The organism is Agrobacterium pusense (genome assembly GCF_013285525.1).
Lineage (GTDB): Bacteria > Pseudomonadota > Alphaproteobacteria > Rhizobiales > Rhizobiaceae > Agrobacterium > Agrobacterium pusense.
In genome coordinates, this window is record NZ_CP053856.1 from 1,569,926 (window position 1) to 1,594,805 (window position 24,880).

22 protein-coding genes and 1 tRNA gene are annotated in these 24,880 nt (G+C 59.6%); 9 read left to right on the top strand and 14 right to left on the bottom strand.

The annotated features are described in order from the left end of the window. Window positions 1-54 precede the first annotated feature (54 nt). Window positions 55-408: a DMT family protein gene (locus HQN82_RS07795; RefSeq protein ID WP_003507620.1), complete on the bottom strand. Its 354-nt coding sequence runs from the start codon at window positions 406-408 to the stop codon at window positions 55-57. 265 nt (window positions 409-673) lie between these two features. On the opposite strand from HQN82_RS07795, the gene uvrB reads away from it, so the two are divergent. Beyond that, entirely contained in the window at window positions 674-3,643 is a 2,970-nt protein-coding gene (gene uvrB / locus HQN82_RS07800) for an excinuclease ABC subunit UvrB (RefSeq protein WP_107339400.1), read from the top strand. A 90-nt stretch (window positions 3,644-3,733) separates the two neighbouring features. On the opposite strand, the gene HQN82_RS07805 is transcribed toward uvrB, so the two are convergent. Further along, window positions 3,734-4,330: a hypothetical protein gene (locus HQN82_RS07805; RefSeq protein WP_004442676.1), complete on the bottom strand. Its 597-nt coding sequence runs from the start codon at window positions 4,328-4,330 to the stop codon at window positions 3,734-3,736. A gap of 199 nt (window positions 4,331-4,529) precedes the next feature. On the opposite strand from HQN82_RS07805, the gene HQN82_RS07810 reads away from it, so the two are divergent. Then, the gene (locus HQN82_RS07810; protein ID WP_427832745.1) at window positions 4,530-5,480 is read left to right on the top strand and encodes an alpha/beta hydrolase; all 951 of its coding nucleotides are present in this window, start codon (window positions 4,530-4,532) and stop codon (window positions 5,478-5,480) included. A gap of 40 nt (window positions 5,481-5,520) precedes the next feature. On the opposite strand, the gene HQN82_RS07815 is transcribed toward HQN82_RS07810, so the two are convergent. Next, window positions 5,521-5,940 carry a DUF1801 domain-containing protein gene (locus tag HQN82_RS07815; protein WP_004442680.1) on the bottom strand — a complete coding sequence of 140 codons (420 nt, stop codon included), beginning with the start codon at window positions 5,938-5,940 and terminating at the stop codon, window positions 5,521-5,523. Between the two features lie 140 nt (window positions 5,941-6,080). Between HQN82_RS07815 and HQN82_RS07820 the strand changes: the two genes are divergently transcribed. Together HQN82_RS07820 and HQN82_RS07825 are read left to right on the top strand one after the other, a co-directional pair. Beyond that, window positions 6,081-6,536 carry a PRC-barrel domain-containing protein gene (locus HQN82_RS07820; protein WP_004442682.1) on the top strand — a complete coding sequence of 152 codons (456 nt, stop codon included), beginning with the start codon at window positions 6,081-6,083 and terminating at the stop codon, window positions 6,534-6,536. A gap of 200 nt (window positions 6,537-6,736) precedes the next feature. Beyond that, complete coding sequence (locus HQN82_RS07825) at window positions 6,737-7,303, top strand: DUF922 domain-containing Zn-dependent protease (RefSeq protein ID WP_420093932.1); 567 nt, start codon at window positions 6,737-6,739, stop codon at window positions 7,301-7,303. Window positions 7,304-7,310: 7 nt separating this feature from the next. Here the strand turns inward: HQN82_RS07825 and HQN82_RS07830 are convergent, their stop codons facing one another. Further along, entirely contained in the window at window positions 7,311-7,913 is a 603-nt protein-coding gene (locus HQN82_RS07830) for a J domain-containing protein (protein ID WP_003522436.1), read from the bottom strand. A 394-nt stretch (window positions 7,914-8,307) separates the two neighbouring features. Between HQN82_RS07830 and HQN82_RS07835 the strand changes: the two genes are divergently transcribed. Next, complete coding sequence (locus HQN82_RS07835; protein ID WP_004442686.1) at window positions 8,308-8,661, top strand: nuclear transport factor 2 family protein; 354 nt, start codon at window positions 8,308-8,310, stop codon at window positions 8,659-8,661. A gap of 61 nt (window positions 8,662-8,722) precedes the next feature. Here HQN82_RS07835 and HQN82_RS07840 read toward each other — a convergent pair. Next, window positions 8,723-8,798: transfer RNA gene (locus HQN82_RS07840), tRNA-Thr, on the bottom strand. A 212-nt stretch (window positions 8,799-9,010) separates the two neighbouring features. Between HQN82_RS07840 and HQN82_RS07845 the strand changes: the two genes are divergently transcribed. Then, window positions 9,011-10,750 carry a GGDEF domain-containing protein gene (locus HQN82_RS07845; protein WP_173614734.1) on the top strand — a complete coding sequence of 580 codons (1,740 nt, stop codon included), beginning with the start codon at window positions 9,011-9,013 and terminating at the stop codon, window positions 10,748-10,750. Window positions 10,751-10,779: 29 nt separating this feature from the next. On the opposite strand, the gene HQN82_RS07850 is transcribed toward HQN82_RS07845, so the two are convergent. The 5 genes from HQN82_RS07850 to HQN82_RS07870 all read right to left on the bottom strand — a co-directional run bounded on the left by HQN82_RS07850 (window position 10,780) and on the right by HQN82_RS07870 (window position 17,241). After that, complete coding sequence (locus HQN82_RS07850) at window positions 10,780-11,889, bottom strand: endonuclease/exonuclease/phosphatase family protein (protein WP_072494609.1); 1,110 nt, start codon at window positions 11,887-11,889, stop codon at window positions 10,780-10,782. Between the two features lie 75 nt (window positions 11,890-11,964). After that, window positions 11,965-12,993 carry an ABC transporter ATP-binding protein gene (locus HQN82_RS07855; protein ID WP_173614735.1) on the bottom strand — a complete coding sequence of 343 codons (1,029 nt, stop codon included), beginning with the start codon at window positions 12,991-12,993 and terminating at the stop codon, window positions 11,965-11,967. Next, window positions 12,981-14,675 carry an ABC transporter permease gene (locus HQN82_RS07860; RefSeq protein ID WP_173614736.1) on the bottom strand — a complete coding sequence of 565 codons (1,695 nt, stop codon included), beginning with the start codon at window positions 14,673-14,675 and terminating at the stop codon, window positions 12,981-12,983. Before HQN82_RS07860 ends, HQN82_RS07855 begins: the two co-directional genes overlap by 13 nt. Before the next feature lie 9 nt (window positions 14,676-14,684). Next, window positions 14,685-15,668, bottom strand: coding sequence for an ABC transporter substrate-binding protein (locus HQN82_RS07865; protein WP_173614737.1), 984 nt, complete (start codon window positions 15,666-15,668; stop codon window positions 14,685-14,687). 328 nt (window positions 15,669-15,996) lie between these two features. Next, on the bottom strand, window positions 15,997-17,241 hold the full coding sequence (locus HQN82_RS07870) for an aminotransferase-like domain-containing protein (protein ID WP_004442697.1): 1,245 nt from the start codon (window positions 17,239-17,241) through the stop codon (window positions 15,997-15,999). A 272-nt stretch (window positions 17,242-17,513) separates the two neighbouring features. Between HQN82_RS07870 and HQN82_RS07875 the strand changes: the two genes are divergently transcribed. Together HQN82_RS07875 and HQN82_RS07880 are read left to right on the top strand one after the other, a co-directional pair. Further along, entirely contained in the window at window positions 17,514-17,966 is a 453-nt protein-coding gene (locus HQN82_RS07875) for an RbsD/FucU family protein (protein ID WP_004442699.1), read from the top strand. A 108-nt stretch (window positions 17,967-18,074) separates the two neighbouring features. After that, window positions 18,075-19,106, top strand: a complete 1,032-nt coding sequence (locus HQN82_RS07880) for an endonuclease/exonuclease/phosphatase family protein (protein ID WP_112766900.1) — start codon at window positions 18,075-18,077, stop codon at window positions 19,104-19,106. Between the two features lie 68 nt (window positions 19,107-19,174). On the opposite strand, the gene ilvC is transcribed toward HQN82_RS07880, so the two are convergent. From ilvC to HQN82_RS07895, 3 genes are all read right to left on the bottom strand, one after another. Then, window positions 19,175-20,194 (bottom strand): ketol-acid reductoisomerase, encoded by a 1,020-nt coding sequence (gene ilvC, locus HQN82_RS07885; protein WP_003495030.1) that lies wholly within the window; start codon window positions 20,192-20,194, stop codon window positions 19,175-19,177. A 49-nt stretch (window positions 20,195-20,243) separates the two neighbouring features. Then, entirely contained in the window at window positions 20,244-20,897 is a 654-nt protein-coding gene (locus HQN82_RS07890) for a TetR/AcrR family transcriptional regulator (RefSeq protein WP_004442706.1), read from the bottom strand. Between the two features lie 400 nt (window positions 20,898-21,297). Further along, window positions 21,298-22,203, bottom strand: a complete 906-nt coding sequence (locus HQN82_RS07895; protein WP_004442707.1) for an AraC family transcriptional regulator — start codon at window positions 22,201-22,203, stop codon at window positions 21,298-21,300. Between the two features lie 189 nt (window positions 22,204-22,392). Here HQN82_RS07895 and HQN82_RS07900 point away from each other — a divergent pair, with 189 nt between their 5' ends. Beyond that, a complete protein-coding gene (locus tag HQN82_RS07900) occupies window positions 22,393-23,439 on the top strand; it encodes an NAD(P)-dependent alcohol dehydrogenase (protein WP_004442709.1) in 1,047 nt (348 codons plus the stop codon). Between the two features lie 69 nt (window positions 23,440-23,508). Here HQN82_RS07900 and HQN82_RS07905 read toward each other — a convergent pair whose 3' ends face one another. Continuing rightward, the gene (locus tag HQN82_RS07905) at window positions 23,509-24,774 is read right to left on the bottom strand and encodes an NAD(P)/FAD-dependent oxidoreductase (RefSeq protein ID WP_112766548.1); all 1,266 of its coding nucleotides are present in this window, start codon (window positions 24,772-24,774) and stop codon (window positions 23,509-23,511) included. Window positions 24,775-24,880 lie beyond the last annotated feature (106 nt).

The following is a 24,880-nucleotide window of genomic DNA, read 5'->3' on the forward strand; positions in this document are numbered from 1 at the left end:
ACCTCTTGTCCGTTGCGATGGTTCTGGGCAGGCAAAGCGCGGGTCTCTTCCTATTCAGGACCGGAAAATGAAGGAAGCACCGAAAGCGATCAGCGCAAAGCCGATGACATGGTTGATGGTGATGCTTTCCTTCAGCCAGAAGATCGAAAACAGCGCGAAGACCGCGAGCGTGATGACCTCCTGAATGGTCTTGAGCTGTGCGGTGGAGTAAACCTCCGAACCGATGCGGTTCGCGGGAACGGCGAGCACATACTCGAAAAAGGCGATGCCCCAGCTGGCGACAATCGCCAGAAAGAGCGCGCTGCCCTTGTGCTTGAGGTGGCCGTACCAGGCGAAGGTCATGAAAACATTGGAGGCGATGAGCATCAGGACAGGCCAGATGTGGGCAGGGCTGATTGAGAACGGCATGATGGGTCCTGGAAAAAAGAGGGATGTCGTAAAATGCAGCGGAAGAAGGCAGTCTGAGGGGATCCCTCATCCTGCCGTAATGGATTTGCTCTAGCGCATCCGGCCGAAAACCGGAATCGATTTCTACGGATCGCGGCAAGGCCGTGTTCAGCCGCTACGCAACGCATCCGGCGGAATTTTGTTCCGCATGCTCCGTTTCCTTTTTGTACTCATTTTTTCACTGTCTCCCCTTCCCTTTGCGCGTGACTCTCTCCATATTTCGCCCATGGCCAGATCACCGAAAAACTCCACGTCCTCGCCCTCGGGCTTCGAGGAAGCTCCGCAATCGTCATTCGAAGGCGCCCCGCTCGGCGGCAGCGTTGCCGATTGGGTCAAGCAACTTGAGGCGGAAGCGGAAGCATCCTCCGTGGAGACCCAGCGCGAAATCGCTTCGAAGGCGGGCAAGCACCGCAAGAAGATCGAAATAGAAGCGCGCAAGGAAGCGGAAAAGGCCGCCACAAAGACGGCGAAAAAGACCACCGCGTCCAAAACGGCGCGCGGCGTTTCGATCGGCGCGTCGAGCGATCCGAAAACGCGCGCCGCCGCGGGTCTCAATCCTGTGGCAGGGCTCGATGTCTCCTTGGAGGATGCCCAGTCCCTGGCACCGGGCGCGGTGACGGCGACGGTGGACGCGCTTTCTAAATTGATTGAAAGCGGCAACCCGCTCTTCAAGGATGGCAAGCTGTGGACACCCCACAGGCCGGCCCGTCCGCCGAAATCGGAAGGCGGCATCGCCATCGAGATGGTGACGGACTACAAGCCATCCGGCGATCAGCCGACCGCCATTGCCGATCTCGTCGAAGGCCTCAATTCCGGCGACCGCTCGCAGGTGCTGCTCGGCGTCACCGGCTCCGGCAAGACCTTCACCATGGCCAAGGTGATCGAGGCCACACAGCGTCCGGCCGTTATTCTTGCGCCCAACAAGACGCTGGCGGCCCAGCTCTATTCCGAATTCAAAAACTTCTTTCCAAACAATGCGGTGGAGTATTTCGTTTCCTATTACGATTATTACCAGCCGGAAGCCTATGTGCCGCGTTCCGACACCTATATCGAGAAGGAATCGTCGATCAACGAGCAGATCGACCGTATGCGCCACGCCGCAACCCGCGCCATTCTCGAACGTGACGACTGTATCATCGTCGCTTCGGTTTCCTGTATCTATGGTATCGGTTCGGTCGAGACCTATACGGCCATGACCTTCCAGATGCAGGTGGGCGACAAGCTGGATCAACGCCAGCTTCTTGCCGACCTCGTGGCCCAGCAATACAAGCGGCAGGACATCAACTTCGTGCGCGGCTCCTTCCGCGTGCGCGGTGATACGATCGAAATCTTCCCCGCCCACCTTGAAGATGCGGCCTGGCGCATTTCCATGTGGGGTGACGAGATTGAATCCATCACCGAATTCGACCCGCTGACCGGCCATAAGACCGGCGACCTGCAATCGGTGAAGATTTACGCCAATTCGCACTATGTGACACCGCGCCCGACGCTGAACGGAGCGATCAAGTCGATCAAGGAAGAGCTGAAGCTGCGCCTCGCCGAGCTTGAAAAAGCCGGCCGCCTGCTGGAAGCCCAGCGTCTGGAACAGCGCACGCGCTACGATGTGGAGATGCTGGAGGCCACGGGCTCCTGCGCCGGCATCGAAAACTATTCACGCTATCTCACCGGCCGCAATCCGGGCGAGCCGCCGCCGACCCTGTTCGAGTATATTCCCGACAATGCGCTGATCTTCATCGACGAAAGCCACGTCACCGTTCCTCAGATCGGCGGCATGTATCGCGGCGACTTCCGCCGCAAGGCAACGCTGGCCGAATATGGCTTCCGCCTGCCCTCGTGCATGGACAACCGTCCCCTGCGCTTCGAGGAATGGGACGCCATGCGCCCGCAGACCATTTCCGTCTCCGCCACCCCCGGAGGCTGGGAAATGGAGCAATCCGGCGGCGTTTTTGCCGAACAGGTCATCCGTCCGACCGGCCTCATCGATCCTCCGGTCGAAGTCCGCTCCGCCCGCACCCAGGTGGACGATGTTCTCGGCGAAATCCGCGAGACCGCCGCCAAGGGCTACCGCACGCTCTGCACCGTGCTGACCAAGCGGATGGCCGAAGACCTCACCGAATATCTGCATGAACAGGGTGTCCGCGTCCGTTACATGCACTCCGATATTGACACGCTGGAGCGCATCGAGATCATCCGCGACCTGCGGCTCGGCGCTTTCGACGTGCTCGTCGGCATCAACCTGCTGCGCGAGGGTCTCGATATTCCGGAATGTGGTTTCGTAGCCATCCTCGACGCAGACAAGGAAGGCTTCCTGCGCTCGGAGACCTCGCTGATCCAGACCATCGGCCGCGCCGCGCGTAACGTCGATGGCAAGGTCATCCTTTATGCCGACAATATCACCGGTTCGATGAAGCGGGCGATGGAGGAAACCTCCCGCCGCCGTGAAAAGCAGATGGCCTATAACCAGGAACATGGCATCACGCCGGAATCGGTCAAGGCGAGGATCTCCGACATTCTTGATTCCGTATATGAACGCGACCACGTAAGAGCCGATATTTCAGGCGTTTCCGGCAAGGGCTTCGCCGATGGCGGTCATCTGGTCGGCAACAATCTCCAGGCCCATCTCAACGCGCTGGAAAAATCCATGCGCGACGCCGCAGCGGACCTCGACTTTGAAAAGGCCGCCCGCTTGCGCGACGAAATCAAACGCCTCAAGGCAGCCGAGCTTGCCACCATGGACGACCCCATGGCCAAGGAAGAAGCACGTGCGGTCGAGGGTGGCGGGAAAAACAACAGACGGAGCCACTTGTCGATTTCCTCCCCTGAGGGGGAGACAGCCGGCAGGGCAGACGGGGATGCCGCTTCCACGAACGAAAGCGGGAAGTCTCTCTTCGCCAAACCTTCGCTGGACGAGATGGGTCCGGGCTCCGACGCAGGAAAACCGCTTTTCCGCAAGAACACGCTGGACGAGATGACCGTGGGTCGGACCGAAAAGCCCGTAAGGGGCGCGGTGCCCGATAAGCCCGCGACCGAACCCGGCAAGAGGTTCTCCCCCCTGCTGGAAGGCCAGCCCGAACGCGCCACAGACGATCCGCGGCCGCTGGTCCGTGGCAAGATCGGCGCCGGTTCCTATGAAGATGCCGGCGAGCAGAAGCGCAAAAGCCGGACCAAGGGTAAGACTGGCCGTCCGGGCCGCTGATGCGCTCTGTGCGAGGCCCGCCTGACATGAACAGCGGCTAAGGCTCCCATCGTTCATGTCAGCGCCGTCTGCGCATGCCGGCGGCGCCTGTCAGCCTTCACAAGGCGTGATCAGCGACTTGACCGCGGTTGCCCCGAACAGCTTGACCAGATCCGCATCAAGCGATGTGGGAATATAGTCTTCGTTTTCCGCCGGTTTCATATAGATCGAGGAATAGATCGGGCCAGCGGGAAACGTGCCTTTGAAGCAGGCTTTCACGATCTTGATCTCGGTGCTGCCTCTGATACGTGGACCCTGAGCGCGGGAACGGCGCACCCGCTCCTGTAGCTCCGCGAGCCTTCCGACGTCTTCGGGCTTTACCCGCCATACGCTCGCCAACATACCATCCCGTTTTTCCGGCCGGAATTTAGCGAGCGCAGCCGCATCCGTATCCGCCACCAGCGCGTAGGTCGCAACGGTTTCTTCGGCCGCGCCGTCCGTCCTGCTGCGGGTGATCATCACCGCGTCACCGGACCGGAGGGAAAGATTGGCTGGCAGTTGCAATCCGACCCGCACATGCTCGAAATCCATCGTCAGAAAATCCTGCCGCATCAGCTTGGGAATGCTGGAAATCGGTACGGTCATGCAACCGGCGAGGAACAGTAGAAAAACAGACAGGCAGGCAAAACGCGATAATGGCAATGTCATCCTGTTGGAACCTGAAAAAAGCAGCTTAATGAAGTGGGCTTGTCAAACCACGTTTGCGGCGTCGCAATCGCCAGACCGCGCGCAAACTTGCGCGAACAACATTGCCGTAACATTATGAAATCAGGAACGCGTAGGCCCGGGGAACGTTGATCGTTTTCCGGAATGATGACAGGAGAGCCATGTGTATCAGAGAAACCTTATGGCCTTCTGTCTGTTCATGTCCTCCGGTTCAGCTTTCGCCGGCCATATCGAAGACGCCACCTTTCACAGCGCCGCCCTGAACGCGCCGCTCCCTGTCAATATCTATCGCCCCGAAGGTCCGCCGCCCGAAAACGGCTGGCCTGTACTTTACCTCCTGCACGGCCATGACGGCGACCAGAACAGCTGGCGCGATCTCGGCAATATCGAAAAGACGCTCGACACGCTCATCGAGGCTGGCGCCATCCGCCCTCTGGTTGTCGTGATGCCCGGCGTGAAAAACAGCTGGTATGTGGATTCTGCCGCCGTCGGCGGTCCCGGCGATTACGAGACCGCCCTCACCGGCGATCTGCGCCACCAGATCGAAAAAACGCTGCCGGTGCGAAAAGATCGTCAAGGCCGCGCCATTGCCGGCCTTTCCATGGGCGGTTTCGGCTCCCTGCATCTCGCCTATGGCCACGAGGACCTCTATGGCGCCGTCGCCAGCCTGTCCGGCGCCATCTGGCAAAACGTGCCCGCCTCCGATCTCGACAAGACACCCGCCGAACTCAAGCTCATTCAGGATAGCGCCTTTTTCCACCGCGTCGACCGCACCACCGTCACCAGCGGCATCGTGCTTCCCTCAACCGGTGATCATTTCTCCGGTGCCTTCGGCACCCCTTTCGATGCACGTCTCTTTAACGAAAAGAATGTCTTCACCCTCGTCGCACAGCATGTCGCAGAAAGTCAGGATCTCCCCGCCACCTATTTGACTGTGGGAGATGACGATGGCTTCTTCCTCTGGCGCGGTGCCATTGCCCTGCATGAGACCCTGCAGGCGGACAACCGCAAATCCGAACTGCGGGTGACGGATGGCGACCACGTCTGGTCCGTGTGGAAGGTTTCGATCATCGATGCGCTGAAATTCATCGACGGAGAGTGGGACAAGACAGCGGATGCCAACCGCGATTAAATCATGATCTGTCGTTCTTTGCCGGTGACACCGCCCGGCCTTATCCCCGCTTCTTTCCGCTTTTTCCGGCCACGTTCAACGCCACCGCAGCGCGGATCAGCGCTGCCAGCGCCTCCTCATCAACGACATCGCCCTCGTGAAAATCGATGGCGCGCCGCGTGTTGCCCTCAAGGCTCGAATTGAACAGGCCTGACGGGTCCTCCAGAGAGGCGCCCTTCGCAAATGTCATCTTCACCGCGCTTTTATAGGTTTCGCCGGTGCAGAGAATGCCCGCATGCGACCAGACCGGAACGCCGCGCCACTTCACCTCTTCCACTACTTCCGGATCGGCCTTCTGGATCACCGCGCGAACACGCGCGAGCGTCTCGCCGCGCCAGTCGCCCAGCTCCGCGATCTTCCGGTCGATGAAGTCTGATGGTGCGGTCTGCTCCGCATCTTCAGTCACCGTGTTTTTCGCCATGACATCCTCCCAATTTCGACGCACGCCTGTTTCTTTTTCACCATAGACCAAATTTTCGTGTCATCCCATGAGGAACCAAATCGGCTCCTCACCGTTTCTTCTCCGAACGCAATGTTCAGCATAAAAAGGGAAGAAACATCATGAAAATCAATGTCATCGCTCTCGCTGCCGCAGCAGCGCTCTCCTCTTCCGTGGCATTTGCCCAGACGGCTGCCACGGCTCCTGCTGCCGGCGCGGATGCGACCTTGTCGGGCCCCGGCATTACCATGGGTACGAAGGCAACCGGCCCGCTGAAGTTCGTCAATGTCCAGAAGACCGATCTCACCGCTTCCCAGCTTGATGGCATGGATATCTATAACGCCCAGAATGAAAACATCGGCGAAATCGAAGACGTCGTGATCGGCGATGGCAAGGCGGTGATCGGCCTCGTGGCCAGCGTTGGCGGCTTCCTGGGCATCGACAAGAGCTATGTGGTGCTCGATCCGGCCTCCGTGGCCGTTCATAATGACAACGGCACATGGAAGGCCTTTGTCGATACCACCAAGGATGCACTGCAGAACGCTCCGAAGCTCGATTACGACAAGCTGGACGACTGATTACCCCTGCAGTCGAGGCTTGTCCCCCCGCGCTCCGGCGCGGGGGTTTTCATGCGTGGAAGTCTGAACATCAGGCAGCATTCCCACCGCCCGCACCCTTGCCTCACTGCCCGCCTCTCGCCTATCTTCGGCGCGCAACCTGCAAGGATCGATGCGTGCCCGTCAACAGCCTCCCCAAATTCACCGTCACCGCCGCAATCATGTTGCTGAGCGCTCTCCCGCTATCGGCACAGTCCACCGGCTGGAAACCCGCCGAGCAGATAAAGACCTATGCCGTCAGCGGCAATACGGGCGGTGCGCTTTATCAGTCCATCGGCGAGCGCGGCCCGACTGCGGGCGTGCAGGCCATTGCCCACACCACCTTCAAGCTGACGTGGCGGAGAGACTACCGACCGCAGCCCGACGGTGCCTGTGTGCTGGCCAGTGCCAGACCCAATCTCACCATCATCTACACCTGGCCAAAGGCACCTGCCCATCTGCCGGCCGCCGTCGCCGCCAGCTGGAAGACCTTCATTTCCGGGGTGGAAACCCATGAGCGAGTTCATGGCCAGCACATTCTCGATATGGTGAGAAAGATCGAAGCCTTCAGCACCGGGCTACGGGCGGAAGACGATCCCAAATGCCAGAAGGTGCGCGCTGTTCTGCAGCAAAGGTTGGGTGAGCTTTCCAACGAGCAGCGGCAACGCGGCCGAGATTTCGACCGGGATGAGCTGTCCCCGGGCGGGCGGGTTCACCAGCTTATACTCGCCCTCGTCAACGGCCCATGACAGGCAGTTACTCCGCCGCCTCGCCCTTCAGCAACGGCTCGGCGAGCGTCACGCTCTCCAGCTCGTAGGAATAGCCCTCGAGCATGGTATAGGCCTGTTCTATCGCCTCGATCTGCGCCTCCGCGTTGCGTATGGCTTCGGCTATGGACTGGCTTCGGGCGCGGAGCATCGAACTCAGCACATCGGTTTCCGGCTTCCGTCCGAGACGGTCCATATGTTTACGCACCCGGGTACGGTGCCGTTCGAGTTCCAGAATATGGAAGCGGCTTTTCAGAATATCGTCGGTCAGCTTACGGCGCATGGCAGCCACGGGATCAAAACTGCCGGGTTCCCGCTCATCCAGAATGAATTCATTGACCAGCGTTTCCAGCATCAGCAGGCCCTTGAGATCCTTGGCATCGGCAAGCTGCGGATCGTAACCCGTGTCATCGAAGACCTTGCGGCGCACGGGATCCTTCAGAAGTTCATAGGCTGTCTGCAGGCGCGCGAACTGCTCGGCATCGCCACCGCTGTCGGGATGAGCAGCCTTCGCAACCTTGCGGTAGGCCGACTTGATCGCCGCCTCGTCGGCATCCCGCTCCACGCCAAGCAAAACATAGGGATCAATCACAAAAACACCTTCAAACGCAATCTGTTACCCGCACGCTGCTACCACTCTCAACCGGTCAGCAACCGGATCATAGGCCAAATCCGCCCCGTTCGGCACCCCGCGACGGCGCTTAAACCGGCAGAACACGAATTTACGCGCTCCCGCACGAGAGGGTCTCTCTGGCGAAAAAGCCCTTGATGCCGAAATTTGTCGGACCCAAGGCGACTATAACGACAGCCGGGACAAAATTGTGGACAGTGGCCGCAAAACGTCGACCGGCATCGGAACCGCCTCCAGCACTGGCCGCCACGAGAGATCGTCATGTGCCCCGAACAAGCGCATTTTCAGGAGGTTATGGTGGAATGTCGCCAAGGGGTGTAAGCTCCCCTTTTGGATCCGAGGGAGGGACGATCCGATGCCGCAAACCATTACCCAGACCGTGACGGATTATGTGCACGCCATGGCCTATGCGGATGAAGGCCTGATGCGCGATGTTTTTGACCCGCGCGCCAGCATCGTCGGCACATTCGAAGGCGCGACTGAATGGCTGTCTCTGGAGGACTTTGTCGATCAGGTCCGCAAAACCGAACGCGGCCTTCCCGATCACGACCCCGCCTTCGAAATCCTCGGCATCGACAAGGAGGGAGACAGCGCCTCGGTAAAGCTGACAACCCGGTTCGACGGTATGGATTTTTACGAATATCTGTCCCTGCTGGAGCACGACGGCAACTGGACGATCGTGCACAAGCTCTATCACATAAAGCCATAGCCGCTGCACGAACATCAGTCGTGCAGTGCGTATGAAAGACAGGCCAAATCCTTGAAAATACTGGTGCCCCCGGCAGGGTTCGAACCCGCGACCCCCTGATTACAAATCAGGTGCTCTACCAACTGAGCTACAAGGGCAATCCAGTGCCTTGCCAAGTATCAGATTCTGACCGGGTGTAAAGCAAAAACTGATCGCGCAGCACGGGCGGCGCGCTTTTCCACACCATGCCCGCAGGCTTGGCGGCAGGATCGTCAAGACGGCAAAAACGCAGCAATATAAGCGAAGTATTTACGCGGCGTAGCTAAAATGGTGATGAATTATACCCGATTGAGTGAGAACAACGCATCAAATGCGCGCAAGCATACAGAAAATTCAGCTAACGGGCACGATCGTCATCGCCGCGAGCTCCATCCTGCTGGCCACACTTGCCGCGCTGCCAAGCGTTTCCAACTATCTGCGTTACCGCACCAACGCGGCGCAGCTCACCCGCTTCGAAACCGCTCTCCAGTCTGCATGGCTGGTTTCGGCGGAGCGCGGTCCCGCGAACAATGTGATGGGCGCATCCACCGCTGAACAGGATTTGGTCGCAGCTCTCGCTGCCGCGCGCAAGGCAACGGACGACAAGCTGTCGGAACTGGAAGCTTCCTTCGCCGACGACATCAGGACCCAGCCGGAGCTGGCGAAATCGCTGGCCGAGACCCGCGAGAAACTCGCGCAGTCCCGCAACGCGGTGGATCAGGTAGCCGCCCTGCCGTTGTCGGCACGCAGCCACACGGCCATGTCGGGCGCCATATCATCGATGTTCAAGGCCGCCGACAGTGTCAATCTGCTGCGTGGCAAGGCAGCGCGTGCCATCATCAAGGTGACGCCCGATGTGGCGATAGACATCGCGATGACGGGCACCGCCGGTGTCATGCGGGACAGGATCGGCCGCCTCGGCTCCTATGTGATCATGGGTCTGCGGGCAAACAGACAGGAAAAGCTGGGTTATCGCGCCAAGTTCGATGCGGAGATGCAGAGCCTGCTATCACTGAAGGCATCGTTGACCAACTACACCGCCGCCTATCTTTCCACGCCGCGACTGGACAGGGCATTCCGCGATCTCGAAACCTATTATTTCGGACAGGCGCTGCGTTACGCGCAGAATACGATCGTGATCGCCATGCCGTCCGCCCAGCCGAGCGTGCTTGAATTTTCCAGGAACTATATTTCGGGGATGCGTTCATCCGATACGTTGCGCGATCTCATTCTGGCCGAGACACGCGCGCGACTCGAAAAGAAGCAGCAGGAAGCGCTGATCTACGGCGCCACATCGCTTTTTCTCGCAGGTATCGCGGTTCTGGTCCTGCTACGGCTCACATCCGTCTACAAAACAGCGCTGTTCCGGCCCATGCAATCCGTTCAGGCACAGATTGCGGCCATCGCCGCGGGCGATCTTTCCGAGGCGCAGCATGAGGACAGGGTCGCCCCGGAGGTGAAGAAGATGTTCCAGGAACTCGACTTCCTGCGGGAGCAGCTTCGTCAGAAGGGCGAAATGGAGAACCAGCAGCGCGCGCTGGCCGAACAGTTACGCGCACTTTCCGAGACGGATGCGCTGACGGGCGTCTTCAACCGACGGGCGCTCGAAAAGGCCGTTCGTTCCCTGTTGACGGGCGAGGACCAGTGTCAGTCACTCGGCGTAATGATCGTCGACATCGACCACTTCAAATCGATCAATGACCGTTATGGCCATGCCATGGGTGACATTGCACTTCAAAAGACCGCGGCTTTGTTGCGGGGTGCATTGCGCAAGAACGACATTCTTGCCCGCTATGGCGGCGAAGAATTCGTCGTGGTGCTGCAGGATGTCAGCCATGCCACGGCAGCGGCAACGGCCGACCGCCTCCGCCGCCTGATCGAAGCCCAGATCGTGGATGAACAAAGTGGATTGTCGCTGACGGCGAGCTTTGGCGTCGTCTGGCAGGAAGCGCGGGCGGTCAACAGCTGGGACGAGTTGATCGCGATTGCCGATGACCGGCTTTATGAAGCCAAGCGCGCGGGTCGCAACCGGGTCTGGGCCACCTATTTCCCGAAAGCCGCCAACGGTTAGAAGCCACCGGTTTCCGACCGCCGGCGACGTCAGATCAGGTCCAGCGTCATCACGACAGGGCAATGATCGGAAGCCTTGGGGCGGTCCCAGCCGGTGCGCGGATAACGCTCCACCTCCTGCCCCGGCGGAAAGATGGTGCGATAAGGCTGGCCGGCGCGGACGATTTCGGGAACCCGCGTCGCGTTGCTTTCGGCCAGGCGCGGAGAAAGCCAGATGTAATCAAGCTGGCACAAATGCTGCTCCTGTGGGCCCCGCGAATGATAGAGCGTCCAGCGGTCCATGACATCGCGACGCAGCATCGGATTGATGACGAAATCGTCGGCAGTGAAGACATCGAGCGCACTTCTTGCCTCTTCGACGGGCGTGAAGCTGTAGCCATTGCGCCTGTCACCGGCAATCGCGACGCGTTCCTGATAGTCGTTCATGTCGCCGCAGATCGCGAAATTCTTGTTGCGCGTATTGCCCGCACCCCAGCGATTTTCGATGATGCGGCGCACAGCCATGGCTTCCGCCTCGCGGATCGGCATGGTGCCGAGCCGGGCGTCCAATGCTTCACGGGCATTGGTCATGGACTTGAAATGCGTTACGTAAAGCGTCAGCGGCTTGCCGCCGATCCTCAGATCGATTTCAAGGCAATCCCGTTTGAATATCTTGTCATCGATCTGGTTGGTCGCGGCGAGTTCCGGATTGAAGAGATCGAGATTGCGATAGGTCAGCGCCGCATGGCTCTTGATGTCGACCACCTCGATCTTCTCGCCATCCCGCGTCTCCTCGCGCATGACGACCGCGACATCGATACCGCGGCTGTCATTGCCCTCGACCAGATATTTCTGCAGATAGCCATTGCCGACCATGCGATAGAGATAGCCATATTCGAAGGCCTGCAGGGCCGCCATGTTGTCGACTTCCTGCAGGCAGAGAATATCGGCATCCGCGTCGGCGATGGCGAGCGCCGAAAGCTGGCGCGTATCGTCGGTGGATGAGACCATCCGCGCACTTTCAAGGGCCTGATAGGTCGCCTCGTCCCTGATATCAAAAAGCTGGATCGCCCTGTCGCGCCGCGTCTGGTTGCGAAAGCCGGTGAAATCGAAACGGGTGAGAAGATTTTCGATATTGAAGGTGGCAAGCCGAAGCGACATGAATCATTCCTATTGCTGCGACCCCAGCTTAGCCGGTGTCGCTCCGCCTTTCCAGCGTTCGGCAGTGCGTGCGCTCTAAAGCCGCCACCCGCTGCGAATGGCAACCGGAAGCCTGTCACCCACAGCTGCGACTTCACGCGAATAGGCCCTGACCGCCTGCCCATCCGGCAGGTCAAGACGAAGGGCATAACGCTCGCCCTCGTACAGAACCGAGGTGACGGTGCAGGCAATGCCTTCAGCATCCCGCACCACATCCTGCGGCCTCACAAGCACGTCGACCTGCGATGCTCCCGCGCCTCTCTCCATCGCCGCCCGAATTGCGGACCAGTCGAGGCCGCGCGATGCCCCTTCCGGCAGTGGGAGGCTGAGGATCGTCCCCTGCCCGACCAGCGACCCGACCAGCCTGCCCTCCGGCCGCGCGTAAAGCTCCGCAGGCGCCGCGACCTGAAGCAGCTTGCCGTGCGACATGACGGCGACATCGGTTGCCAGCGCCATGGCTTCCGCCTGATCGTGAGTGACATAGATCATCGTCGCGCCGGAACGGGCATGGAAATCCCGAAATGTCTCTTCCATTTCCTGCCGCAGATGCCGGTCGAGGTTGGCGAGCGGTTCATCGAGCAACACGACGTCAGGCTCGGTGACGAGGCAGCGGGCGAGCGCAACACGCTGCCGCTGGCCACCGGAAAGTTCGGCGGGACGGCGATCCGCGAAGCTCTCAAGTCGGACGGCGGCAAGCGCCTGACGCACCCTCTCGCGGTATTTTTCGCCCGTAATACCGCGCACCTTCAAAGGATAACCGGCATTGTCGGCAACCGACATGTGCGGCCACAGCGCATAGGACTGGAACACCATTGCCATGTTGCGCCGCTCCGGCGCCACCATGCTGCCGGCATCGGCCAGCACCCGCTCGCCGAGCAGGATGGAACCATCCGTCGGCTGTTCGAACCCGGCAACCATGCGCAGCACCGTGGTCTTGCCGCAGCCGGAGGGTCCGAGCAGCGCCAGAAAACCGCCTTCCCGCACAGTGAGCGAAACATCGTCCACGGCCGGTTTCGAACCGGCACCGAAGCTCTTCGACAGGCGGTTAAGGATCAGTTTCGCCAAGGCACAACTCCTTTTGGCAGATAGCGCCCCAGAATTTCGAGCAGCAGCATGAGGAAAATCACCATGATGACGACAAGCACCGATAGCGCCGAGGCGAGATCGAAGCTGCCGCTGTCATCGAGGTTGTAGATGAGCACGCCGAGCGTCTGTGTGCCGGCAGACCAAAGGAGCGCCGAAACCGTCAGCTCGTTGCAGGCGATCAGAAACACGAGGATGACGGAAGCCCCTGCCGCGGGCCCGACCAGCGGCAGGATAATGTCCTTAAGCCGCCGCCAGAAACCGGCGCCGGAGAGCCTTGCCGCCTCTTCCAGTGACGGATCGAATTGCAGGAAAGCGCTCACCATTGGTTTCAGGCTGACCGCGAAGAAAGAGGAGAAATAGGCAAGCAGAATGATCCAGATCGTGCCGTAAAGCGTAATGCCGAGCAATGGAATGGGAGCGGCGAAAAGCAGCACGAAAGAGACGGAGATCACCACGCCCGGCAGCGCATAGGGAATATCCACCAGCGCCGAGAGCAGGAACATGAAACGGCTTTTACCGCGCACGAGGAAATAAGCCGTCAGCACTGTCACCACCAGGAGACACAAGGATGTCGCCGTCGCCAGAAACAGCGAGTTGCGGAACGCCGTGCGGGTTACGCTCTGTCGATAGAGCAACTCTTCATAGGCATGCAGCGTCGCGGTCTTGAAGCTGAGCGGCACCCCATAGGCGGGCGCGAGCGAGCTTGCCACCAGCGCCGTCAGCGGCGCGATGAGCATGAAAAACAGCAAGAGCCAGAGGGCAAGCTCCGCCGGCACCCGCGACAATCCGAGCCGGAAGGTCGCCGCCTTGCCGGAAAGGCCGATGATGCGGTAATCCCTCCCCTTCATCGCCCGTTCCTGCAGCGCAAGCCCGGCGACGGAGATGATGGCGATCATGGTCGAGAGAATGGCGATATCGCCGAATGTGCTTGTGCCGAAACTGGCAAAACGGCTGTAGATGAGCGTCGGCAGGGTAAAGATCGAAGCGGGTATGCCGAGGATCGCCGGAATGCCGAAATTGCCGACGTTGGAGACGAAGGAGATCGCCGCACCGGCGATCAGTCCAGGCGTGGAAAGCGGCAGGATGATATCGCACAAAACGCGCCGTGGTGAAGCCCCGGAAAGCTTGGCGGCCTCGATGCCATCCTGCGGCAAGGCGAGCAGCCCGGCGCGCAGCGACAGATAGACGAGCGGCGCGTGCTGCACACCGAGCAAGAGTGCGATGCCAGCGATGGAATAAAGCGGCTGCGGCGAACCCATCGCCGGCGCAAGGCCGATGGCCTTCAACAGCGTACTCGACGGGCCGGTCATGCCGATCCACGACAGCGCCGTCACCTGCGGCGGGATCATCATCGGCAGCATGAAAAGGAAGCTTAAAATCGACTTGCCACGGATGTCGCAGAGCGTCAGGGCGAGCGCGAAAGCGCCGCCGATTCCGAGTGAAATCAGCATGCCTAAAAACGAGGTGGAGAGCGTGTTCAGCGCCGCATCCCAGAGCGCCGGATCGGCCAGAAGTCGCCATATATCACCATTCAGTGACGAAACGACGCCGGTATAGGCGAGGCGTCCGAGCGGCAGCGCGCTCAGCGCAAAAACAACACTCACCACAAAAGGAAACAGCCAGCGCGGCTGGCTGTTTCCATAAGCCTTGGAACGGGTCATTCCGATTTATCAGCCCTTGGAACCGAAAATATCGGAGAAGGTCTTGAGATCCTTTTCGGAATTCTTCAGTGCATCGGCAGCGCTGAGCGGCAGAACCTTGATCTTGTCGCGGGCCGGGAAACCTTCCGGCATGCCGGCATCGGCACGGACAGGGATGTAACCGAGCTTGACGAAGCCCTGCTGGCCCTTTTCCGAAAGCACGTAATCGACAAACTTCTTGGCCGCTTCCTCGTGCTTGGTGCCCTTGATGATCGCGACCGGCTCGGTGACAGCAGAAACGCCCTCTTCCGGGAAGACGAATTCGACCGGTGCGCCCTTGGCCTTTTCACGGATCGGCATGTAATCGACCACCACGCCGTAAGCCTTTTCGCCCGAAGCGACGGACTTCAGCACCGCGCCGTTGCCACCGCCGGCAATGGCTTCATTGGCCTTCAGCTGCTTGTAGTAATCCCAGCCGAGGCCATTTGCGGCGGCAAGCGTCTGCGCGTGAATCAGTGCGGCACCTGACGTCAGCGGGCTCGGCATGGTCACGAGACCCTTGGCTTCCGCCTTCGCCAGATCTTTCCAGCTCGTCGGCTTCATCGCGGCGGCCGTATTGTACATTATGCCTGTCGTGATGAGCTTCGTGGAGTAATAGAAGCCGTCTGCATCATAGAGCGTGGCATCGATATTCTTGGCTTCGGGAGACTTGTGAGCGAGCAGCTGACCGGCCTGTTTCATGCGCTCCAGCGTCACGGTATCGGCGATGAGAAGCACGTCGGCAACCGGATTGCCGGCATTGATCTCGGCCATCAGCTTGGCCATGATTTTCGGCGTTCCGTCACGCACCCACTCGACTTCGAGACCGGGATTGGCAGCCTTGAACCCGTCAACGGTCGCCTGCGCGTCCTCATTCGGCTGGCTGGTATAAAGCACAAGATCGGCGGCATTGGCAGCAGTGGCGATGAAGCCAAGCGATACGATGGCGGTGAAAGCGGAGAGCAGCGTTTTCATGGATCCAGTCCCTGTTGTTCGGTGGGACCGCTAAAACATGATTGCATAACATGTATGTGACAGGCAGGATTTTAGTGGTGTGATCTGTTGGGGCCAGCGGGATTGAGGGGAACAGTGCCTCTTGGTGCTTGCGGCTCACCCCCCTCTGCCCTGCCGGGCATCTCCCCCTCAAGGGGGGAGATCGGCAAGAGGCGTTGACAGCACTTCATTTTCAACTGTTGTGATAGGCGATACCTTAACCGCGAGTCGATCTCCCCCCTTGAGGGGGAGATGTCCGGCAGGACAGAGGGGGGTGAAACCAAGCCCTCCAGCGCTACCGGAAATCATCTCAAATCGCCGGAACTACCTCAGCCGTTTCCGCCTGAGCCGTCGCAATCAACCGCCCGAGGCGCTTCATGCCTTCCTCGATCATCGCCTCGTTGGCGCAGGAGAAGCTGATGCGCAGCGTGTTCGTGCCCGAACCATCAGCAAAGAAAGCACGGCCGGGAACGAAAGCGACCTTTTCCGTGGCGATGGATTTGGCAAGCAGCGCCGCCCCATCCATGCCCTCAGGCAGCGTCACCCAGATGAACATGCCGCCTTCCGGCTTCGTCCAGCTGGTCGTCTTCGGCATGTACTTCTCGAGCGCCGCCAGCATCGCATCGCGGCGTGCGCTATAGGCTGCCTTGATCTTGGCCACCTGCTTGTCGAAGCCGCGCGAGGCGACGCGTTCGATGGCGATCTGGTTGATCGTCGAGGAATGCAGGTCGGCGGCCTGCTTCATCAGCACCAGCTTACGGATGACAGGGGCGGAAGCGACGATGTAACCGACGCGCAGACCCGGAGCGAGCGTCTTCGAGAAGCTGCCGCAATAGATGGTGCGGGTGTTTTCGATGCCGCCCGAACGGGCAATGTCGAGCGCCATGATCGGCGGAACGGCTTCGCCATCATAACGCAGCGACTGATAGGCCGCGTCTTCTATGACGGCGATATCAAGCTCGTCAGCAAGCTCCAGGAGCTTTTGCCGTCCGGCCAGATCGACGGTTTCGCCGGTCGGATTGGAAAAATCAGCCGATAGATAAGCGAACTTCACCGAACCACCGAGCTTGGCCGCGGTTTCGCGGTAAGCCTCGGGCGTGCGGTTACCGCCGGGGTTCAGCTGGTCATAGTTGGGCTCATAGGCATTGAATGCCGAGAGCGCGCCGAGATAGGTCGGCCAGGTGACCAGCGCCGTATCCTTTGGCGACAGGAACAGCTTGCCGAGATAATCGAGACCCTGCTGCGAACCGGAAACGATGAAGACGTTGTCGGCGGTGCATTCGATGCCGATCTTGTCCATTTCGCCCGCCAGCCATTCGCGCAGCGGCTTGTAACCTTCGCTGACGGAATATTGCAGCGCGGCATTGACCTGCGCGCCGGAAAAAATCTCCGCGTAAGCCTGCTGAAACTCCTCTGCTGGGAAAAGAGCGGGGTCCGGAATACCGCCGGCAAAGGAAATGATGTCGGGCTGCTCGAGCAGCTTCAGCAGTTCGCGGATTTCAGACGCTTTCATGCGCGAAGAGCGCGTGGCGAAAATTTGTTCCCAATTGAGCATGGGTGCGTTTCCTCTTGTGTCGTTTTTATGCGTGCATCTTTACAGAAATGTCGATACGTCAGCAATACTGACTTATCAGTTTTTCGAATTATTTCTGCCTCCCTGCACATTGCCCTTAACTGGTCTCAATCGAGGCCGATTTCGCGGACAAAGCCAAATACACCCTTGCGCAAAGCTTCACAATCACACCTTTGCGATTGACGCCACTGGGTTTTCCGGCTGGATTGCACGCGAGCCACGACACGGCGAAAGCATCATGGGAGTTTGAGGACATGCTGAAGAATATCGACCCGGCGCTGAATGCCGACGTTCTGCACGCGCTGCGCGCCATGGGTCACGGCGACACGCTGGTGATCTCGGACACCAATTTCCCCTCCGACTCTGTTGCCCGCCACACCACAGTCGGCAAGGTTCTTCACATCGACAACGTCTCCGCTGCCCGCGCAATGAAAGCGATCCTGTCCGTCCTGCCGCTCGATACCCCGCTGCAGCCCTCGGTCGGCCGCATGGAAGTGATGGGCGCGCCCGATCAACTGGAACCGGTGCAGGCCGAAGTGCAGAGGGAAATCGACGCGGCGGAAGGAAAGTCCGCCCCCATGTACGGCATTGAACGCTTTGCCTTCTACGAAAAAGCCAAGCAGGCCTATTGCGTCGTCACGACGGGCGAGACGCGGTTTTACGGCTGTTTTCTGCTGACGAAGGGCGTGATCCCGCCGGGCAAGTAAGATCGCACGACAAGATGGGCCGGGTATCTCACCCGTCATGACAATTTCAAGTTGTTGTGGCAAAAACTTCCCCTAGGTTCGCAAAACCAACCGGAGGGGTGAGGTATCATGACAAGATATGTCCTGGCATTCTGGAATGTCGAAAACCTGTTTGCGCCGGAGGGTTATCCGGCGCGCGAGCCGTGGATTGCCGAGCGGCTGAAGAACGATCTGAAAGGCTGGACCGAAGACCTGTTCAAAACCAAGGTCAAACAGCTCGGCCTGATCATAAGTCAGATCGGCGGCGCGGGACCGGATCTGCTGGGTGTCTGCGAAGTCGAGAACCGTTTTGTGCTGGAGACGCTGGCGGAACATCTGAACGATCTCATGCCCACGCGAGCCTATCGCGTTGTGCACGCCGATTCCAGCAAGGACCAGCGCGGCATCGACACCGCCTTCATCTACGACAGCAAAAAGCTGCTGATCAACGAGAACGAGATTTTCAGCCATTTCGTCATGCGCCGCACCGGCACGCGCGACATTACCCAGTGCACCTTCATCACCAAGGGGGGCCGCCAGCTTATCGCGCTTTCCAATCACTGGCCGTCGCGATCCGGCGGCGCAGTGGAAAGCGCCGGTTTTCGCATGACCGCCGGTGAGACGCTGGGTTATTGGCACCAGCGCATCAGGGAAGAAAAAGGAAACAACATCGCCGTCATCGCTTTCGGCGACTTCAATGACGATCCTTCCGATGCTTCGCTGCGCTACCACGCCAATTCCACCCGCGAGCGCGACGATGTCGAAAACTCGCAATCGGCCATGTTCTACAATCTTGCCTGGAACTACCTGCGCCAGCCGGTGATGGATTCCGTCGGTTCAGCGCGAACGATTTATGGCACGCTCTACTTTAACGGCGATGCCAATATCTTCGACCAGATTCTCGTCTCCAGATCACTTCTTGTCGGCAGCAACGGTTTCAAGGTGCGGGAAGAAACCGCAAAAGTCGAAGCCATCGCCGCCATGGTCAGTCACAGCAAGAACGAGGGGCCTATCCGCTTCGGCCTGTCGAAGGGCGACGCGGTCAAAAATGTCAATCTCGGCGGTTTTTCCGATCACTTTCCCGTTTCCGTTATCGTCGAGGAAGACGACGCCATCATGTGAGGGCACATCGAAAACGAAAGGCCGGAGCTTTCGCCCCGGCCTCCAAAATTTTCATCAAGCAATGAAGCTTAGTTGACGGCCTTGTCGACCAGCTTGTTCTTGCCGATCCAGGGCATCATGCCGCGGAGCTTCGCGCCGACTTCTTCGATCTGGTGGCTGTCGTTGTTGCGACGGATGCCCTTGAAGCGAGCGCCGCCGGCCTTCCATTCCTGCATCCACTCGGAGGTGAACTTGCCGGTCTGGATGTCGTGCAGGACGCGCTTCATTTCAGCCTTGGTGTCGGCGGTGATGATGCGCGGACCGGTGACGTATTCGCCCCATTCTGCGGTGTTGGAGATCGAGTAGTTCATGTTGGCGATGCCGCCTTCATAGATCAGGTCAACGATCAGCTTCACTTCGTGCAGGCACTCGAAATAGGCCATTTCCGGTGCGTAACCGGCTTCGACCAGAGTTTCGAAACCAGCGCGGATCAGTTCGACGAGACCGCCGCAGAGAACGACCTGTTCGCCGAAGAGGTCGGTTTCGCACTCTTCCTTGAAATTGGTCTCGATGATGCCCGAACGGCCGCCGCCAACGCCGCAGGCGTAGGAGAGAGCGAGTTCAAGGGCGTTGCCCGAAGCGTTCTGGTGAACGGCAACGAGGCAGGGAACGCCGCCGCCCTTCTGGTATTCGCCGCGAACCGTATGGCCAGGGCCCTTCGGTGCGATCATGACGACGTCGAGCGATGCCTTCGGCTCGATGAGGCCGAAGTGAACATTGAGGCCGTGCGCGAAAGCAATCGCTGCGCCATCACGGATGTTGCCGGCAATGTCGGCCTTGTAGATGTCGGCCTGCAGTTCGTCAGGCGTTGCCATCATCAGCAGGTCGCCCCACTTGGCGGCTTCGGCAACGGTCATGACCTTGAAGCCATCGGCTTCGGCCTTCTTGACGGTCGGAGAACCGGCCTTGAGAGCGATGACGACGTTCTTGGCACCGGAATCCTTGAGGTTCAGCGCATGGGCGCGGCCCTGGGAGCCGTAACCGACGACGACGACATTCTTGGACTTGATGAGATTGAGATCGGCATCACGATCATAATAAACGCGCATTTTATGGTCCTTCCCTAATGCTTGTCTCTCAGTTGTCTGAACCGGAAGCTTAAGCGACCTTGCCGCCCAGTTCCGAATGTACCTTTTCCGTGCCGTAGAGGGTCAGGAAGGCAATGACAGCCTTCTTCGCCCGGGCAGAAAAATCCTTGTCCGGCGCCTCGCCCAGCAGCATGCGCACATGCAGATCCGAGACGATAAGGCCGTAAAAACTGCGATATGCCTCTTCCGCATCATCGAAACGCAGGTAACCGGAACGGCGACCTGCCTCGATCAGCCCACGGGCGCGGCGGTCGATCTGGCGACGACCACGTTCCAGCAGCAGATCACCGAGCTTCGAGCCATCCCGGCTCGCCTGCCCTATCGCCAAACGATTAAGCGCCAATGACACGTCGCCTGCCAGCACATCCAGCAGATCATGGGCGAAAACCTCGAGGTGATCGGCAAGCTGCGGTGCGGAGACGCGGTCACCTGCCTTTTCGAAGGTGCGGACCTTGCTCTGCTGAAAGGTGATCATCGCTGCCAGCAGGCCATCGCGATCACCGAACCACTTGTAAAGGCTTTCCTTGGAACAGTTGGCGGCGCGCGCCAGTCCCGATGTGGTCAGCGCTTTCTCGCCACCTTCGACCAATAGACGCAATGCCTGGTCCAGAACGGCGTTCTGGCGCGGCGAAAATTCCTGCGCTGTGATCGGGTCGGAAGCCAAGTCTTTCCACTCCAAGGGGCTCGATTGATGTACCGTACGGTACGGTTCGAGCGCCATTTAAGCGGAGGCGGCGTTGCGGTCAAGCGGATTCTTTAGAGGGGGATGAGAATTGACGCGGTGCGGCGTGGGATGAATAGCACGCGGGGTACGTCTTCAAGCGGTTGTGTGTGGTAGCGGGTCGTCGGTGGGTGTGGCTTACCCCCCCTCTGCCTTGCCGGGCATCTCCCCCTCAAGGGGGGAGATCGATATGCGGCTAGGTTTCGACCATCTCAGCGGTCGAGGATGGAGTGGCGAAAGGGGCCTCTTGCTGATTTCCCCCCTTGAGGGGGAGATGCCCGGCAAGGCAGAGGGGGGGTAAGCCACACCCACCGACGACCCGCTACGAATGCACAGCCCCAATCTACCCCGCCGCAATCTCGCGCGATGCATCGACGTCCCGTGACGGCGACAGCCCGTAAAAGCGGCTATATTCGCGGCTAAACTGCGAAGGGCTCTGATAACCGACGCGATGGCCCGCGGTGCCGGCATCCAGTCGCTCCAGCAGCATGAGCCGCCGCGCCTCATGCAGGCGAAGCTGCTTCTGGTACTGGACCGGCGTCATGGCCGTGATCGTCTTGAAATGATGATGGAAGGACGACACGCTCATGCCGATGTGATCTGCAAGGTCTTCGACGCGAAGCTGGCGTGCGAAATTCTCGCGCAGCCATGCGATGGCGCGGGCGATGCGGTTGCCGTGACTTCCAGCGGCAATGATGTTCATCAGCTGCCCGCCGGCCGGTCCGGTCAAAATGCGATAGAGGATTTCCTGTTCGATCAGCGGCGCCACGGCGGCAATGTCTGCGGGACGATCGAGCAGGCGCAGCAGGCGGATGGCTGCATCGAGAAGTTCCGGCGTGGCTGTGTTGACCACGATGCCGCGCTGCGCATTCGTCGGCTCCACCGGCGGATCGATAGGAACACGCCGCATGAGATCGAGCAGCTTTTCACTGTCGATGGCAAGCGAGATGCAGAAATGCGGCACTTCCCTGCTCGCCTCCACCACCCGCCACGCAACCGGCAGATCAAGCGATGTCAGGAGATAATCGCCGGCACCGTAGTTGATGGTGTCCGTCCCCAATTGGACGCTTTTCGATCCCTGGATAACCATGGCGAGACAAGGGCGATAACTGCCGTGGCAGGGAGCGCTCGGAGTCGTACGCCGGCTGATGCCAAGGGAGCCGATTGCCGTCTGCACCTCGCCGTCGCTGGTGGCATGCCGCGCGGCGATGGAAGCAATTTCCTGATAGACATTGAACGACAAGGACATAGGGGAAATCCCTTGACTGACGGAAGAGGTGTGTTTGATGTCATCTATCTAGAAAGCCTCTCGGCCCGCGCAAAGAGCGCACCATCATATTTTTGCAGGATCGTGCAAAAAGCTAGGAGGATCGCTCTAACGCCCGTTCGTTCTTCCATTGCATATTCCGCCGTCCCCAACTCCCGAAAGGATATTCAGATGGCTATTGCAAGAGGTTACGCTGCGACAGATGCGTCGAAGCCGCTTACCCCGTTCACCTTCGAACGCCGCGAGCCGAATGATGACGACGTCGTCATCGATATCAAATATGCCGGTATCTGCCATTCCGACATTCATACCGTCCGCAACGAATGGAAGAACGCCGTCTACCCGATCGTTCCGGGCCACGAAATCGCCGGTGTCGTCCGTGCCGTTGGCTCCAAGGTCACCAGATTCAAGGTCGGTGATCATGTCGGCGTGGGCTGTTTTGTCGATTCCTGCGTCGGTTGCGCCACGCGCGATCTCGACAATGAACAGTACATGCCGGGTCTCGTGCAGACCTATAACTCCGTCGAACGCGACGGCAAGACCGCCACGCAGGGCGGTTACTCCGACCATATCGTCGTGCGGGAAGATTACGTCCTCTCCATTCCGGAAAACCTGCCGCTAGATGCCTCCGCTCCCCTGCTCTGCGCTGGCATCACGCTTTATTCGCCGCTTCAGCACTGGAATGCCGGCCCGGGCAAGAAGGTGGCTATCGTCGGCATGGGCGGTCTTGGCCACATGGGCGTGAAGATCGGTTCAGCCATGGGCGCGGATATCACCGTGCTTTCGCAGACACTCTCCAAGAAGGAAGACGGCCTTAAGCTTGGCGCGAAGGAATATTATGCCACCAGCGATGCCTCGACCTTCGAAAAGCTCGCCGGCACCTTCGACCTGATCCTCTGCACCGTTTCGGCGGAAATCGACTGGAATGCTTATCTCGGCCTGTTGAAGGTCAATGGCACCATGGTGCTTCTCGGTGTGCCTGAACATGCGATCCCCGTGCACGCCTTCTCGGTCATCCCCGGCCGCCGTTCTCTGGCTGGCTCTATGATCGGCTCTATCAAGGAAACCCAGGAGATGCTGGATTTCTGCGGCAAGCACGACATCGTGTCCGAAATCGAAAAGATCGACATCAAGGACGTCAACGAGGCTTATGAGCGCGTGCTGAAGAGCGACGTACGTTACCGCTTCGTCATCGACATGGCGTCGCTCGACGCTTGATGCGTCCGGAAACGGCGAAACAGGAAACGGCGGGAAGCCATGCTTCCCGCCGTTTCTTTGTCGCTTGCCTCACGCCTCGTCCTTCAGCGTTTCTTTCTGGGTGATCAGCCGCGCGCTGTGCTGGCCACTCAAGTAAATCCAAAGCCAACTCCACGCCACGGCCAGCCGCGAACGCGTTCCGATCAGGAAATAGATATGGGCAAGTCCCCATATCCACCATGCCAGCACGCCCTTGAGCTTGAACCGGCCAAAATCGATCACCGCCGCGCGTTTGCCGATCGTGGCAAGATTGCCCTGATGGCTGTAGCGGAAGGGTGAAGGAAACGGCTTGCCGTCAAGCCGCGCCTTGATGACCTTCGCGACGTAAGCGCCCTGCTGCTTTGCCGCAGGCGCAATACCCGGCACCGGCTTGCCGTTTTCCTGATTGACGGCGGCGGTATCGCCGATGACGAAGATATCGGGATCATCTTCCAGATTAAGCTGTGGCCCGACAATGGCCCGCCCTGCCCTGTCGGCGGCGGCATTGAGCCATTTGGCCGCGGGAGAAGCCTGCACGCCGGCGGCCCAGACGACCGTACGGCATGGATAATGGGTCTCGCCCACCGTCACGCCCTCGTCGCTGCAGGCCGTCACCGGCGTTCCGAGCAGAACCTCGACGCCAAGTTTCTCAAGCGCCTCCTTGGCATAGGCCGAAAGATCCTCCGTAAAGACCGGCAGCACGCGGGGACCAGCCTCGACGAGCAGCACGCGGGTCTTTCGGGTGTCAACGTTGCGGAATTCCGCCGGCAGCGCCTTATGGGCAAGCTCTGCAATCATGCCTGCCATTTCCACGCCGGTCGGGCCTGCCCCTATGATGACAAAGGTTAGCAGCGCCTGTCGTTCCTCTTCGCTGGTCGCGAGTTCGGCCCGTTCGAAGGCAAGAAGCAGGCGGCGGCGAATTGTCGTTGCATCCTCCAGCGTCTTGAGACCCGGCGCGGAACGCTCCCACTCATCGTGACCGAAATAGGCGTGGCGTGCGCCTGTCGCGAGCACCAAAGTGTCGAAGCGGATCGTTTCACCGGTGTTGAGATGCACGGTCCGGGCCGCCCGATCCACGCCGGTCACCTCGGCAAGCAGCGTCGTGACCTCCTTGCGATCGCGGTAGAGATGACGGATCGGCCACGCGATCTCGGATGTCGCCAGCGCAGTCGTCGCAACCTGATAAAGCAATGGCTGGAAAAGATGATGATTGCGACGATCGATCAATGTGATGCGGACAGGGGCCCCCTCCAGCCCGTGTACCAGCTGCAAACCGCCGAAGCCTCCACCCGCGACGACAACATGATGTTCTTGCATATGTCTCTGCCTTCAAAAGCCCGAGCATCGGTCCGGAAAGTGAATTCCGACTATCGGAAACGCCGATACTCAACCCAGAACCTAGTTCGGCGGGACCGGTTCCGAC

What these genes read in the sequence shown, in the direction of transcription:
- HQN82_RS07795 (WP_003507620.1), bottom strand. Translation starts at nt 408, where the DNA reads ATGCCGTTCTCAATCAGCCCTGCCCACATCTGGCCTGTCCTGATGCTC.
- uvrB (WP_107339400.1), top strand. Translation starts at nt 674, where the DNA reads ATGGCCAGATCACCGAAAAACTCCACGTCCTCGCCCTCGGGCTTCGAG.
- HQN82_RS07805 (WP_004442676.1), bottom strand. Translation starts at nt 4,330, where the DNA reads ATGACATTGCCATTATCGCGTTTTGCCTGCCTGTCTGTTTTTCTACTG.
- HQN82_RS07810 (WP_427832745.1), top strand. Translation starts at nt 4,530, where the DNA reads ATGGCCTTCTGTCTGTTCATGTCCTCCGGTTCAGCTTTCGCCGGCCAT.
- HQN82_RS07815 (WP_004442680.1), bottom strand. Translation starts at nt 5,940, where the DNA reads ATGGCGAAAAACACGGTGACTGAAGATGCGGAGCAGACCGCACCATCA.
- HQN82_RS07820 (WP_004442682.1), top strand. Translation starts at nt 6,081, where the DNA reads ATGAAAATCAATGTCATCGCTCTCGCTGCCGCAGCAGCGCTCTCCTCT.
- HQN82_RS07825 (WP_420093932.1), top strand. Translation starts at nt 6,737, where the DNA reads ATGTTGCTGAGCGCTCTCCCGCTATCGGCACAGTCCACCGGCTGGAAA.
- HQN82_RS07835 (WP_004442686.1), top strand. Translation starts at nt 8,308, where the DNA reads ATGCCGCAAACCATTACCCAGACCGTGACGGATTATGTGCACGCCATG.
- HQN82_RS07845 (WP_173614734.1), top strand. Translation starts at nt 9,011, where the DNA reads ATGCGCGCAAGCATACAGAAAATTCAGCTAACGGGCACGATCGTCATC.
- HQN82_RS07850 (WP_072494609.1), bottom strand. Translation starts at nt 11,889, where the DNA reads ATGTCGCTTCGGCTTGCCACCTTCAATATCGAAAATCTTCTCACCCGT.
- HQN82_RS07860 (WP_173614736.1), bottom strand. Translation starts at nt 14,675, where the DNA reads ATGACCCGTTCCAAGGCTTATGGAAACAGCCAGCCGCGCTGGCTGTTT.
- HQN82_RS07865 (WP_173614737.1), bottom strand. Translation starts at nt 15,668, where the DNA reads ATGAAAACGCTGCTCTCCGCTTTCACCGCCATCGTATCGCTTGGCTTC.
- HQN82_RS07870 (WP_004442697.1), bottom strand. Translation starts at nt 17,241, where the DNA reads ATGCTCAATTGGGAACAAATTTTCGCCACGCGCTCTTCGCGCATGAAA.
- HQN82_RS07875 (WP_004442699.1), top strand. Translation starts at nt 17,514, where the DNA reads ATGCTGAAGAATATCGACCCGGCGCTGAATGCCGACGTTCTGCACGCG.
- HQN82_RS07880 (WP_112766900.1), top strand. Translation starts at nt 18,075, where the DNA reads ATGACAAGATATGTCCTGGCATTCTGGAATGTCGAAAACCTGTTTGCG.
- ilvC (WP_003495030.1), bottom strand. Translation starts at nt 20,194, where the DNA reads ATGCGCGTTTATTATGATCGTGATGCCGATCTCAATCTCATCAAGTCC.
- HQN82_RS07895 (WP_004442707.1), bottom strand. Translation starts at nt 22,203, where the DNA reads ATGTCCTTGTCGTTCAATGTCTATCAGGAAATTGCTTCCATCGCCGCG.
- HQN82_RS07900 (WP_004442709.1), top strand. Translation starts at nt 22,393, where the DNA reads ATGGCTATTGCAAGAGGTTACGCTGCGACAGATGCGTCGAAGCCGCTT.
- HQN82_RS07905 (WP_112766548.1), bottom strand. Translation starts at nt 24,774, where the DNA reads ATGCAAGAACATCATGTTGTCGTCGCGGGTGGAGGCTTCGGCGGTTTG.